Here is a 12,647-nt window from a genome sequence, read left to right as displayed (position 1 = left end):
TTCATGATTTAATCCTTTTGTCAATCTCCTGTCTCTTTATCTTATGGGGCATCACACTGGGAACGCTGAGCTCCGCTCGGCATCATGGGACAGGAGAGTGTGAACGTTAACGCTCCCCACCTTGTTGAGGCACGATGCCGAGCGGAGCTCGGCGTTCCCAGCGTGTTGTGGCTCTCTTGTCTCTTTATCTCATGGGGCATCACACTGGGAACGCTGAGCTCCGCTCGGCATCATGGGGCAGGAGAGTGTGAACTTTAACGCTCCCCACCTTGTTGAGGCACGATGGCGAGCGGAGCTCGGCGTTCCCAGCGGTTGATGCTCTCCTGTAGCAATGTTCCCAGTGGTTGTGGCTTCGTTAGCAGGGTGTTATTTGCGTTGGCGGCCGAAGAGGAAGCACATGACGTAGGCGAGGTATTCGGTGAATTTGTTGAGGGTGGGGGATGGGAGTTCTAGTTTGTGACCGAAGAGACAGGTGAAGAGGATGATAAGGATGACGATTTCGTGGATGTTGCGATCGAGGAAGCCTGTGGTTTCAGTTTGGTTGGCTTGGTCGTTGCGATGGCGAGCGTCTTGTTTGTCGGCAGTGGAGGTGTTGTTGATGATACGATTGGTGATGTGACGTGCTGTTTTTGAAAGATGCTTGATATTTTTCATGATATTGTTTGTTTTGGGTTGATGCTCATGGAATTTAGCCACGGATTTTAAAAGAACCGCTAAGGCGCAAAGGCACGAAGGGTTGAGGTGCACGGGAAATATGGCCACGGATTGGACGGATTAGACGGATAGCCACAGATTTTAAAAGAACCGCTAAGACACGAAGGGTTGATGTGCAAGGTGAAAGGAACTACTAAGACACTAAGGCATGAAGGGTTGAGGTGAAGGGTTTGTGACATGGTATGATGTTTTTAAATGCAAGGAGACGTGGCTCCTTGCTTCTGGTTGGACTTAGAGTGTGTGGATGATCTCCTGCACGTTGTAGTTCGGACAGCTCTTGTTCTTGTTGAAGTGGTTGTGCGGATATATGGCACTCTTCGGGATGTCGTACTCTTTCATTAGCCTGATCAGTAGGTTGCGTAGGCTGTTGAACTGATAAGGTGTGAATTTGTGTCGACCGCTAAGGCAGATGCCTATGGAGTCGCGGTTGTGTCCAGCGCAGTGGGCACCATACATAGCAGGACTTCTTCCCCAACGTACTCTACCATTTTTTGTAATGAAATAGTGGTAGCCTATGTCTTTCCAACCTCTTTCGAGATGCCATCGTCTAACGACTTGTATGTCGTCGTGTTCTGCGATATCACTGTCGGAACAGTGTAGGATAATTTTGTTAATCTTCCTCATGGGGATATGAATAAATTAAAATGAATAGATGTGGTTTCTCTTAAGTAGGAACCATCGTTCTTTTTCGCTATGTAGGGACCATCTTTATAGTGGAGCCGTACGTTAGGTAACCGCTGTGAGGGAATGTTGACTTTTAGGTCGTGTAATTGAATACTCAACAGGGTCATGTCGTATGCCGTTTTGCGATAGCGATAGTATTGCATTAGCGATACGTGCAGCGCTTTGGCATAGTAGTTGGCCGGAATACGAAAGTGGCGAGTGGCAAAGATAGGTCCATAGGTAGGGTGTATTTTGCAGTGTGCCAGTACTTTCTTTCGTAGTTTGGGTGTCTGTCCTTGTATGTTTTCTCGGATCTCTCTGAAGATGGAGATATGAAAGAGCAAAGCGGTGATGGCGATGATCTTGAAGTCGGTAATCTGGTAGTGTGGTCTCCAGTGGAGATGGCCTTTGCAGTATACCAGATAGGGGTCGAGGATCTGTTGTTCGCGCAAGACGATGAAGCATTTGGCCTCGGAGCGGTGGTGTTTGATGAAGCATGTTCGACGAAGTTCATCCACACGACGTATTAGGGTGCTATGAGAGATCTTTAGGGTGGACATGCAGTAGTGGCATGTTGGGGTGTCGAGTCGAAAGATTTGAAGCGACTGCAAAAGGTAGTAGAGCTGCAATGCAGGAAGCAGGTTCTTTCGATAGGCATATTCGATCAGTGCGATGGATATGGTCTTTGGGTTTTTCATGGGTTATATTTTTTGTTTGATGTGTATCACGTAAAGTTCGTGTCGATGGCATTCCAATGGGGAGTGGGGGATCGATCGAAAGGATCAGATCCTAAAGCGCCCTTCTCGCTAGTAGTATCCATTCGATAGACCGATTGGATACAACACTCCGCTCTAGAGGGTGGGAGACGAAATCCCACTGTTGCGTTTTTCCGACGAACATCTACGACGGTTCGTTGTGATGTCTACGATAGTTTTCGAGTAGTATGTTCTCTACATCGCTCTCTTTGAAAAGGATTTTTCCTTTGAGAACAGTATAGGGGATGGATCCATCGAGTCGCATTCCTTGTAGTTTGCGATGGGATATATGGAGCCTGTTCATCACTTCTTGTGCATCGATCCAGTGGATCGTATTGCTGGTCGGTTTCTGTTTGCTAGCTTTCAGACGATGGGTGGCCTCGATGAGCTGGATGGTGATATGCATCATGTGATCTAGCTTATGGAGGATCTCTCGAAGCAGTTGCTCGATACTCCGTCTTTTGGCCGAGGCTTGACGCTCTTTTTCTCTCTCTTTTCGGGTTGTCATGGATCTTTTTCTTTCTCTTTTTTGTTTGATACAAAGGTATATGTGACGGATGAGGGGATGAAGATATGACAGACGGGATTCCCGTCTGTTGAAGTGGTGTTAGAGAGAATGAGTTGTGCTGAGTGGCAACGATTTGAATCGTAAAAAAATGAAATTATTTGAATGATTCCCGTCTGTATGAGAGAGGCAACCGCTGGGAACGCTGAGCTCCGCTCGGCATCGTGTGACAATACCCCATGGAGAATACTTATGTTGTGGCTCTCCTGTGGTACGATGTGATGGGACAACCGCTGGGAACGCTGAGCTCCGCTCGGCATCGTGGGGCAATACCCCGTGGAGAATACTTATGTTGTGGCTCTCCTGCTTCTTCACCTTATGGGGCATCACGCTGGGAACGCTGAGCTCTGCTCGGCATCGTGGGGCAATACCCCATGGAGAATACTTATGTTGATGCTCTCTTGGCTTTCAACCTTATGTGGCATCACACTGGGAACGCTGAGCTCCGCTCGGCATCGTGGGACAATACTCCATGGAGAATACTTGTGTTGTGGCTCTCCTGTAATACGATGCCGAGCGGAGCTCGGCGTTCCCAGCGGTTGATGCTCTCTTGCCGCTCGGCATCGTGCGACAATACCCCATGGAGAATACTTATGTTGTGGCTCTCCTGCAATACGATGCCGAGCTGGAGCTCAGCGTTCCCAGTGGTTGATGCTCTCTTGGCTCTCGGCATTGTGCGACAATACCTCATGGAGGGATGTGGAGTGGATCGCAAGTAGTGTGCCGACGTTGAGAATGTGGTTTGCGTATTGATAGTATTAAGATAGTGAGTAGGGAACACCCTACTTGAGCTTGATTTTATGTGTCAATATTCAGAAGTTCGAATGCTATAAATTCTTTTTTTGTTTGGTGCTTTAGAAGATGGCTTTATGGTATTGGGTTATTTTACTCCACTGAAGGTTATAGTAGAATTCTGGGTAATAAGTGTTTGGGTCTACAGGGATATAGCAGTTAATACCATGTAGGTTATCAAGCGAAAGGTTCTCTTGGAACTTATCTGTATGGTCATGGAAGAGGATAAAGGAAGAGAGAGTTGACTTCATCTGAGTTGCAGCTTTTGTTCCGTAGTTCTTCTCTATCATATCGATTAGATCATAACAGTCCGCTTGTTTATGAAGTTTTTGGACATTTGCTGCTTTGACTTTCGTGTTTGGATGGTTGGTTATGATTTGTTGCATGGCAGTTTGAACCATATTGATGTTATTAAGATTATATAGTGCAATGCTTGCTGATTGCATCTTTCCCTCTTTTTGTTTGTAGTGTTTGATGTAAGTTTTACAAACCTCTTTCAATCGTTTCTCTACAGTTTGTTGCGTGTTGAGAAGGATAGGTAGTATCTTTTGGTAAGGCATTCCCGTGGTTAGAATATCTGTAGGAGAAGCTATGAGGTAATCGGTATTGTTTTGTAGTTCTGATGTTACCTCTACACTTCCCATCAAACAGGCATCGAAAAGGATATATTTAAATTTGGTTGGCAATGCCGATGCGAGATCATGGATCTCCATCGTAGATTGCTTGTCTACACCGAATGATTTGGTCTTCGGTTTCGGCGCAGGAAACCAAGACGTTCCATGTGACCATAATATCAATCCATACTGCTGGGATGGATATCTCTCGATTACCTCTTTAAGTACCTGATGGAGGGTATGGCTATCCGCCGAGTTTTGATCGGGATATTGTTTAACTACTTGTCGGTGGATAGACGTACCATTCTTTTTGTTGAGCTCCATAAGGTATGAGCTTTTGTCTCCTTTATCCATAAAAACGACCACCTTCTGATCCTCCTTTATGCCTTCTACCATATCATACACATTCAACAGCGCATTGCCTTTTAGATCATTATCCGCTGCCATATAGATCACTAATGTCTCGCTGGCTTGTGGTTTAAGGCTTTCTGATTGCTTGCAGCTGAAGCATATAGTAGCAATGAGGATAAATAGGAGGTGTTTCATTTTTGTATATGATTAATTAATTATTGAGAACTAGTCTATATCTCCAGGTTCCAGCTTAACTGTTTTAGCTACTTCTATTACTTTAGTGTAGTCGTCTCCCAAATCTTTGTAGATAAGTGTTATGGGGATAAAATCCGCTCTGTCTTTTTCTTGATTGTAGTAGTAGGAGTAGATCGTAATAAAAACTATACTATTTTTACAGGTAATCTCATAAATAGATCCATATTTGTTCTGACTTGCCTCTTTCTGACCAATGCGTTTAAAACTCAGTTTGGTTTTGTCAGCGTAATCGTAGTTAAGATCAGAACTTGCTGTGGTATACCACCTTCTGAATGTTGGGAGATATGAAGAACTCGATACTGGGTGTATATCTTCTAATTGCCCTGGAGATGTAAATGAGAAAGTGAAGTAGTCAGAGGAGTTTGTCCCATCAGAACCTGTAGAGATAGTTAAAAAGTTTACATTCTCGTTTACGTCAAAATTTTGATTGAGATCTCCGGTTGTATATTCGGTATACATATCTTCGATCTTTCCATCTCGATTGTTGTCAGACATATAATGACCATGTTGTATTCCAACTAATTTGTATTTTCCAAGTACAGACAAAGGCATTTTAGGAGTTATAAACTCTTTTTCCTTAGAACAGGAGAATAGTGTGATAAATAGTATCAGTAGTAAGTTTATTTTTTTCATAAATAGATTGTTTAATTGTACGATTGACCTTAAATCAATCGTACAATGGTGTATTTAAATGATTCTATAGTTCATACATTGATGGATCATCATCGTATTCATAAGGATTGTCGTCCGTAATTGACATTGGCCTATGATTAGGAGAATATCTACCACTATTTGGTTGTGGGAAACGAGATCCTTGGTTGGTTAACCTTGATGGTAACGTTGAGCTAGAGTTTGAACCACTTTTTGTTTTAGGGCGTTTGTTTGCTCCACCCATCTGAGGGTTATTGGTGTCTCTGGGTTTTACAACTACTTCAATATCACCTACGTTAACAGCATTGATTGGGTAGTATGTGTAGCCTTCTTTTTGTACTGGTTTGTGATCAGGACTTGAATGGATAACGTTATCTCCAAAAGGTAATTCTCCATCTCCTAAATGATCATCATTATCTTTGTGAACAAAAGAAACTGTTACTTTGTGGTTGGTTGTTTGACTATTGGATATTTTACTTGAAATAGATCCTTCTAAACCTATGTCTCCTACTTTTCCAGTTCCTTTGATGCCTATATTGAATTCGGAACTGTTTACTGTTGTAAAACTATATTGGTTGCTATAAGTTGTTTGAGTTCCGCGATCTTCCTCATAAGCTATAACTTTCATTGTTGTTGCTTCATTTAAAAGGTTCCAATATGTTAGCTTAAATGGTGCTCCTGTTTTACTGGTCGGATATACCCACCTTGCTTCAATTGATTCTATGTTTGCAGTATAATATTCTCTTGAATGATACCAAAATGAGGGATCAAGTCCTTCAATTTTTACCGACCTAATGGCATATACCTCTTCTATGGGTTTTGTAAATACTATTCTCGTTGGGTTTGATCCAGTTGCTGTTGCCTTTGAGGTCATTATCCGCTGCCATATAGATTACTAATGTCTCGCTGGCTTGTGGTTTAAGGCTTTCTGATTGCTTGCAGCTGAAGCATATAGTAGCAATGAGGATAAATAGGAGGTGTTTCATTTTTGTATATGATTAATTAATTATTGAGAACTAGTCTATATCTCCAGGTTCCAGCTTAACTGTTTTAGCTACTTCTATTACTTTAGTGTAGTCGTCTCCCAAATGTTTGTAGATAAGTGTTATGGGTATCAGATCCGCTCTGTCTTTTTCTTGATTGTAGTAGTAGGAGTAGATCGTAATAAAAACTATACTATTTTTACAGGTAATCTCATAAATAGATCCATATTTGTTCTGACTTGCCTCTTTTTGACCAATGCGTTTAAAACTCAGTTTGGTTTTGTCAGCGTAATCGTAGTTAAGATCAGAACTTGCTGTGGTATACCACAGTCTGAATACAGGGAGATATGAAGGACTTGATACTGGGTGTATATCTTCTAATTGCCCTGGAGATGTAAATGAGAAAGTGAAGTAGTCGTCAGAGAATTTTGTCCCATCATAATCTTGAGAGATACTTAAAAAGTTTACACTCTCGTTTACGCGAAACAGATTGAAGGGTCCGGTTGTATATTCGGTATACATATCTTCGATCTTTCCATCTCGATTGTTGTCTGACATATGAGGATCATTTTGTATTCCAACTAATTTGTAGAATCCAAATAAGGACCCAGGCATTTTAGGAGTTATAAACTCTTTTTCCTTAGAACAGGAGAATAGTGTGATAAATAGGATAAATAGTACGTTTAATTTTTTCATTGTAAAAATAGTTAATATTTGTCTTGTAATATTATGTTATTCATAATTGTGTTGTGTTGTTTATTCATAAATTAATATTTGTTGTTTTAAGGTGCTAATAAGCGGTTAATTGTAGTATTTATCGATTTGATTCGGTATTATTGGGCTATTGCTTGTAGCAATTATTTGTTTTTATGAATTTTTCTGTGTCATTTTTTAAGATTTATCAAGTGTTTATGTTTTAAATTGAATTTTAAATGACATATATGTTTATTGTTTCGTAGGTGTGTGTGTTCAGAGGTGGATCATATGTAGTCTTTCTTATTTAACATTTTTAATACTATTGTTGCTCTTAAAGTGAAGGGGATAGAAATATAGCCACGGATTGGACGGATTCCCACGGATATGATTGAAGTGCAAGAATGGGACAACGGCTGGGAACGCTGAGCTCCGCTCGGCATCGTGCGACAATATCCCATGGAGAATACTTGTGTTGTGGCTCTCTTGTAATACGATGCCGAGCGGAGCTCAGCGTTCCCAGTGGTTGTTGCTCTCTTGGCTCTCGGCATCGTGGGGCAATACCCCGTGGAGAATACCCATGTTGTCACTCTCCTGCAATACGATGCCGAGCGGAGCTCAGCGTTCCCAGCGGTTGATGCTCTCCTGTGGCAATGTTCCCAGTGGTTGATGCTATTTGATGGTTTCGCTTTCTTCGAGGATTTGATCGCAGATATTTTCAAATAGTTTTTTGCGCTCTCTGGTTGGACTTTTACATCCGTTTATCTGCGTAGGTGTGAAGAAGTACGATTTGTTTTTTGTTGTTGGTGTGCTTTCGTCTACATATTTGAAATTGGAGCATATCTTTTCCCAGTATCCTTTGGCCTCGGTGTGAATGATATGTTTCTCTTTGAGGGTGATAATGAACGTTTTTAGGTCTTTGCATGATCCTGTCCATATGATTGGTTTTTGTAGTTTCTGCTCGCTGAAAAGGTTTTTTAGTTGGAGGAATGTTGGCTTGGCAAGCTGATTGTTCTTAAGATCGTCTTGCAGTCTGCTGAAATGGTTGTAATTGATTTTCCGTAACATGAGAAAGGGGATTGTAATTTTCACCTCTTTGGGTTTAGTTTGTTCTACAACATGTTCCTCTTTTTTGCTCTGTTTTTGTAATTTCTTTATTTTTTTGAAGAAGGACTGATTGAACTTACGAATAGATATGATCAATGCATGATCTCTACTGGTAAAGATCTTATATTGGGTGATACTACAAAGTATCACAAGGTTGGATTTGATGTTTCTAAACCACTCTCTACTGTATGTTTGACTGTAGTATCTCAATCTATATATGTGGTCTTGTATGGCTTGATTCAGGTCGGATTGAAGTTGTTGGTTGATCAATTGAATGAGTTTATAGGGGTCTTGATTTTTAGATAGCTCTTGGTTTAATGTGTCTAAAATAGCTTGGGTGTTTCGTAATGACTGTTCATGACTCAGAGTCAACAAGAGTGTGTATCTCCAGAAGATTACAGGGGTGTGGAATAACTCCTTTTTGTTCATTACCAGCTCAAATAGTTTTTTGAGCCGTATATACAGAGGATGGAGTATTATTAATCCTTGGTATATAGGGTTGTTGGAGCAGCATTCGTAGAGTTGAATGAGTTGGTAATATCTTCGTAGGTGTTGTATGTCGTTATCGTTTGAAAGTAGATACCGTATCTCGAAAATAAAGTGAACCTCACCTCCTTTGGGTTTGGCAAAAAGATAGACAAGGTTTACCTCTTTGAAGAGGCAACAAAGGATCTCTTGTTTTATCTCTTCACGATGATTTCTCAATATCTCATTGGGATCTCCATCTTCGTTAAGAAGCATCTCTTTGAAGTCTTGAATTGCACTCTCTCTTTCGTGAGCTTCGATGCTGTTCATATACTCTTTTAACTCATTTCTGGAGAGTTTATGAATGGGGATCTCAGGAATCTTGACTTGATTTGATCTCGTTAGAAGGGTGTTAATTTTAGTTTTATGGTTCATAAGAGGTTTTACAATCTGCTCCATAAACATGCTATTTTAAAATTATTATTCTATTCAAACAAAGAGATAGGGATAAGGGTTGAAATAAATCGGTCCTTTGTGGATGGTTGGTGTCTTTGGAGGAGTTTGCATAAGACTAGAGTGGCTGCTTCTATGTGGGTGAGCTTTTCTCGTATGCTGTTCTAGATGAAATGTCATTATGTCCGTGTTCCTGTTTTCGATGAGATCTTTGAATCGGATGAAATAGGACGGTATCGCTTGGATATAAAAAAAGCACCGTAGATTATATAATCTACAGTGCTTTAAGAAGTGCTATTGTATTGTCAATAAGTGATTCTATTTGCCTAGAGCTACGGCTAGACCAAGATATAATCCTTTATTTTTGACTTTGCTGTCATCATTATTGATGTTTGTTAATCCAAAATTGTATCCAATATATGGTTCGAAGCTTCCAATTTTGATTGAAGCTCCTAACTTAACTCCGAAATCAAAGGCTTTTATATTATCCGTATTGTCCGATCCAATATTTAAATCCTTTGATTCTCCTGCTTCTTTTAATTTTCCTGAAAGACAGATACTTGCTGTAGGCTCTACAAAAAGATACAACCCATCATTATTTGATGAAAGATTCGCAATCTTAACACTAACATTTAGTGGAATATCTAAATAGTTTAGTTTAAATTCTGCTGTGTTATTGTTATTTATAGCTCTTTGTAGTTCATTGGAAAGTTCTAATTTTCCTCCTCTTTGAACAAATACTAGTCCTGGTTGTAGCCTGATATTGTTGAGATACACATTATACGTTGCTCCTAAATGGAATCCTGTACGATTTTTGCTTTCTAGCCCATTTACTTCATTTGATAATTGGCTAAAGTTAACACCACCTTTTATGCTGAAGTGGTTGTTGTTTTGTGCTTTTACTTGGATTGAAAGAACTAATAGACATGTAAGAGTTAAAAGTGTTGTTAAATTTTTCATCTTTTTTAAATAGATTGATTATTGTTTGTTGTTGATTACCTAAATGATCGCTCATCTAATTGTTTGACAAATATAAAATAAGATTATAAATATTACTAATTATTGTTATGTTCTCTTGTTTGCTCTGCAAATACAATGCAGTTCAAACTATTTTTTATCTTCTTAGTTCTAATAATTCTGTATGTGTGTAAATGTTAATAAATGAAATAGATGCATATTAGAGTATAGTATGGAATGATACTTTAATACAAGTTTCTTTTAAATTAAAAAATGTTATTGTCTATAAGACATCAAAATCAATGGAGAGAGTACAAGGTTAAGCGTGAATTTCATCTCAGCAGATTTTGTAGGGGATTCTAAATAAGGTTTGGACGGTACTATACCCTTATATATACTATTAACATTTTTGGTAAGTTTATTTAGTCTAAATAGTGGTTTTGGAGATAAAAAAAGAGATGCTGTGAGGACATCTCTTTTGGTGTTTTAGGATGATTTTTCGTGTCGTTTTTCGTAGATGAGAAAGCCTGCAAGTCCAATGAGGAATGAGATGACGATGTGGATGAGGTTTTTCAGGTCATCGAGCCGTCGTTGTTGGCCTTTAAGTTCGGCATGGATACGACTTTCGAGGGCCTCTATTTTAAATGTTAGTAGAGGTGGAAGTGTGTAGCTCGCTTCTTGTGTTTGGTGTTTGCTCTTCTCTGTTTGTGCATGTAGTTGAAATGTGAGTAAGGGTTGGTTGTGGATTTGCTGTGGGTAAAGTCCTAAACAGCAACACAGCATGATAATTTTTTTCATAACAGTCTGTTTTTTGTGATTTAAATGAACGTGCTATTATTGAAACGTTTGGAGGATGGTGCAAGTTGCCTTTTAAGGGGGTGCAAAATCGCGTAAAACCACGCAAAACCATGCAAAATCACGCAGGCATAAACGATAGGCTTGTTTGGGGGTTGTTTTTCTGATAAGTTTGATTTGAAGTTTAGTAATAATCTAATTAAAAAGATGTTATGGGTAGTATTAGAAAAGGTGTTTTAGGCGGTTTTAATGGTAAAGTGGGAAGTGTTATTGGCTCTAGATGGAAGGGGAACTATTTCATGAGATCGTTGCCAGATATGCCAAAGAGTAAGAAAGTTTCGATGAAAGCATTGCAACATCGAGCATGTTTTAAGCAGACGTCACGTTTTATCTCGAAAGCACGCCGATTGGTTGAGATTGGCTTTTTTCCTGAGAAGGATGCACAGACGGTTTATAATGCTGCGTTTGAATCGAATCATGGTTGTTTCCAGTATCAGGATGATCATGTGGAGGTGGATTATTCCTCGTTGAAGTTGTCGAATGGGGCCTTGTGTCAGATGGGCGATTTTACTTTAGATTTGAAAGAGGATGGTTTGTTGGAGATTACTTGGTCTGATGTGGAGTTGGATCGCATGGATGAAGAACCACTGTATGTCCATCTGCTTATTTGTCGTGATGATATGAAGTATATGCGATCGTATGTGAGTTTGGCAAAGGCGACAGAGCTTTCGGCCGAGTTGATGATCACATCGCAGATGGCGGGACATAAGTTGCATGTATATGCATTTTATGGTTTGCGTCGTTCTACGACCTTAGCAACTATTTCTGATACAACTTATTGTATGTTGCAGGCTTAGTGCTTGTGTTTTTCTTTAATGATCTATTGGGGGGCTTCTATTGGGCGCCTCCCAATATAGATGATGTTTGTACTCTTCTAAAGACAAGTGATATTCTTTAAAATGCATTGATATGGCACGAATGAAAGGTAATCTGATAAGTGGATTGGTGGGAAATGTGGTTCTTTACCACAGGAACAATGTTCAAATGGTTCGATCACGTCCAGATTGTAGTTCTCGGACTGCCACGCCGAAACAGCTGGAGCAGCGAAAGCGAATGGTTTTATGTAATGCGTTTTTGTGTTGTTTTAAGGAGGTAATCCGTATTTCGTATAGGCGAGGAGTTCGTATCGGACAGGCTTTTAACCAAGCTCGGTCGCATGTTATTAAAGAGGCAATTTTTGGGGAGTATCCAGCTCTTTATGTCGATTATTCGAAGGTGAGGATGTCCAAGGAGTTAAAGAGTCAGATGGTTCTTGGAGATGTGGTTTATGATGGGGTGCATTTGAAGATTGATGTGAATGTTACTCATCGCTTCTTACGCAAGGGGTATTTGGTGGTGTTGCGATATGGGATAGATAGTGGTGACTGTTCGACTATGCAGAAGTTACGTTGTAGGGCTAAAGGTGTTTTTGAGGGGATGCAGTCGTACTGTTTTTCATGGGCGCAACCAGTGGAAGGAAAGGAGGTAAGCTTCTGGGCAATGGTTTATGATCCAGTGAAGAATGTGTTTTATGGTAGTGTCTATTTTTCGTGTATGGTTGGTCCTTGGAAGCAGAGTTAATAAAGGTGATTGTTAGCCTCTATTTTATTGTATTGCGATCATTTATTGTATATATATATTGAAGGTAAACCAATTATGAATCAAAGTCGTTCATTTTATTTTAATGATATGTCCTGGACAAGAAGTTAAGTATATTGACGTAGTTTATTCTATACTTTATTCTCAGGCTTACATTTAAACAAGGACGTCTAACCATTGTCGTAAAAATCAGAAC

At 40.0% G+C, this 12,647-nt stretch carries 13 protein-coding genes; 2 read left to right on the top strand and 11 right to left on the bottom strand.

Features of this window, described 5'->3' with window-relative positions; genetic code table 11:
- Window positions 1–366: 366 nt before the first annotated feature.
- The 11 genes from K5X82_07790 to K5X82_07740 all read right to left on the bottom strand — a co-directional run bounded on the left by K5X82_07790 (window position 367) and on the right by K5X82_07740 (window position 10,816).
- Window positions 367–654, bottom strand: a complete 288-nt coding sequence (locus K5X82_07790) for a hypothetical protein (protein QZT38792.1) — start codon at window positions 652–654, stop codon at window positions 367–369.
- Between the two features lie 291 nt (window positions 655–945).
- Window positions 946–1,338, bottom strand: a complete 393-nt coding sequence (locus tag K5X82_07785) for an N-acetylmuramoyl-L-alanine amidase (GenBank protein QZT38791.1) — start codon at window positions 1,336–1,338, stop codon at window positions 946–948.
- Window positions 1,335–2,075 carry a hypothetical protein gene (locus K5X82_07780; GenBank protein QZT38790.1) on the bottom strand — a complete coding sequence of 247 codons (741 nt, stop codon included), beginning with the start codon at window positions 2,073–2,075 and terminating at the stop codon, window positions 1,335–1,337. The genes K5X82_07785 and K5X82_07780 overlap by 4 nt, the downstream gene beginning before the upstream one ends.
- Before the next feature lie 202 nt (window positions 2,076–2,277).
- The gene (locus tag K5X82_07775; GenBank protein ID QZT38789.1) at window positions 2,278–2,640 is read right to left on the bottom strand and encodes a helix-turn-helix domain-containing protein; all 363 of its coding nucleotides are present in this window, start codon (window positions 2,638–2,640) and stop codon (window positions 2,278–2,280) included.
- Between the two features lie 911 nt (window positions 2,641–3,551).
- On the bottom strand, window positions 3,552–4,649 hold the full coding sequence (locus K5X82_07770) for a hypothetical protein (GenBank protein ID QZT38788.1): 1,098 nt from the start codon (window positions 4,647–4,649) through the stop codon (window positions 3,552–3,554).
- Window positions 4,650–4,679: 30 nt separating this feature from the next.
- A complete protein-coding gene (locus K5X82_07765; protein QZT38787.1) occupies window positions 4,680–5,342 on the bottom strand; it encodes a hypothetical protein in 663 nt (220 codons plus the stop codon).
- Window positions 5,343–5,406: 64 nt separating this feature from the next.
- Window positions 5,407–6,234 (bottom strand): hypothetical protein, encoded by an 828-nt coding sequence (locus tag K5X82_07760; GenBank protein QZT38786.1) that lies wholly within the window; start codon window positions 6,232–6,234, stop codon window positions 5,407–5,409.
- A gap of 142 nt (window positions 6,235–6,376) precedes the next feature.
- On the bottom strand, window positions 6,377–7,039 hold the full coding sequence (locus K5X82_07755) for a hypothetical protein (protein QZT38785.1): 663 nt from the start codon (window positions 7,037–7,039) through the stop codon (window positions 6,377–6,379).
- Between the two features lie 669 nt (window positions 7,040–7,708).
- Window positions 7,709–9,067 carry a hypothetical protein gene (locus K5X82_07750; protein ID QZT38784.1) on the bottom strand — a complete coding sequence of 453 codons (1,359 nt, stop codon included), beginning with the start codon at window positions 9,065–9,067 and terminating at the stop codon, window positions 7,709–7,711.
- A gap of 312 nt (window positions 9,068–9,379) precedes the next feature.
- On the bottom strand, window positions 9,380–10,021 hold the full coding sequence (locus K5X82_07745; protein ID QZT38783.1) for a PorT family protein: 642 nt from the start codon (window positions 10,019–10,021) through the stop codon (window positions 9,380–9,382).
- 483 nt (window positions 10,022–10,504) lie between these two features.
- Entirely contained in the window at window positions 10,505–10,816 is a 312-nt protein-coding gene (locus K5X82_07740; protein ID QZT38782.1) for a hypothetical protein, read from the bottom strand.
- Window positions 10,817–11,025: 209 nt separating this feature from the next.
- On the opposite strand from K5X82_07740, the gene K5X82_07735 reads away from it, so the two are divergent.
- On the top strand, window positions 11,026–11,670 hold the full coding sequence (locus K5X82_07735; protein QZT38781.1) for a DUF6266 family protein: 645 nt from the start codon (window positions 11,026–11,028) through the stop codon (window positions 11,668–11,670).
- 112 nt (window positions 11,671–11,782) lie between these two features.
- The gene (locus K5X82_07730) at window positions 11,783–12,433 is read left to right on the top strand and encodes a DUF6266 family protein (protein QZT38780.1); all 651 of its coding nucleotides are present in this window, start codon (window positions 11,783–11,785) and stop codon (window positions 12,431–12,433) included.
- Window positions 12,434–12,647 lie beyond the last annotated feature (214 nt).

The sequence above is a fragment of the Prolixibacteraceae bacterium genome, assembly GCA_019856515.1.
In the GTDB taxonomy this organism is placed as follows: domain Bacteria; phylum Bacteroidota; class Bacteroidia; order Bacteroidales; family Prolixibacteraceae; genus Halosquirtibacter; species Halosquirtibacter xylanolyticus.
This window is presented reverse-complemented; position numbering and strand designations above follow the sequence as displayed.

Bases quoted from the DNA above. Each gene is read 5' to 3' on its own strand.
- K5X82_07790 (QZT38792.1), bottom strand. From the start codon at position 654: ATGAAAAATATCAAGCATCTTTCAAAAACAGCACGTCACATCACCAAT.
- K5X82_07785 (QZT38791.1), bottom strand. From the start codon at position 1,338: ATGAGGAAGATTAACAAAATTATCCTACACTGTTCCGACAGTGATATC.
- K5X82_07780 (QZT38790.1), bottom strand. From the start codon at position 2,075: ATGAAAAACCCAAAGACCATATCCATCGCACTGATCGAATATGCCTAT.
- K5X82_07775 (QZT38789.1), bottom strand. From the start codon at position 2,640: ATGACAACCCGAAAAGAGAGAGAAAAAGAGCGTCAAGCCTCGGCCAAA.
- K5X82_07770 (QZT38788.1), bottom strand. From the start codon at position 4,649: ATGAAACACCTCCTATTTATCCTCATTGCTACTATATGCTTCAGCTGC.
- K5X82_07765 (QZT38787.1), bottom strand. From the start codon at position 5,342: ATGAAAAAAATAAACTTACTACTGATACTATTTATCACACTATTCTCC.
- K5X82_07760 (QZT38786.1), bottom strand. From the start codon at position 6,234: ATGACCTCAAAGGCAACAGCAACTGGATCAAACCCAACGAGAATAGTA.
- K5X82_07755 (QZT38785.1), bottom strand. From the start codon at position 7,039: ATGAAAAAATTAAACGTACTATTTATCCTATTTATCACACTATTCTCC.
- K5X82_07750 (QZT38784.1), bottom strand. From the start codon at position 9,067: ATGGAGCAGATTGTAAAACCTCTTATGAACCATAAAACTAAAATTAAC.
- K5X82_07745 (QZT38783.1), bottom strand. From the start codon at position 10,021: ATGAAAAATTTAACAACACTTTTAACTCTTACATGTCTATTAGTTCTT.
- K5X82_07740 (QZT38782.1), bottom strand. From the start codon at position 10,816: ATGAAAAAAATTATCATGCTGTGTTGCTGTTTAGGACTTTACCCACAG.
- K5X82_07735 (QZT38781.1), top strand. From the start codon at position 11,026: ATGGGTAGTATTAGAAAAGGTGTTTTAGGCGGTTTTAATGGTAAAGTG.
- K5X82_07730 (QZT38780.1), top strand. From the start codon at position 11,783: ATGGCACGAATGAAAGGTAATCTGATAAGTGGATTGGTGGGAAATGTG.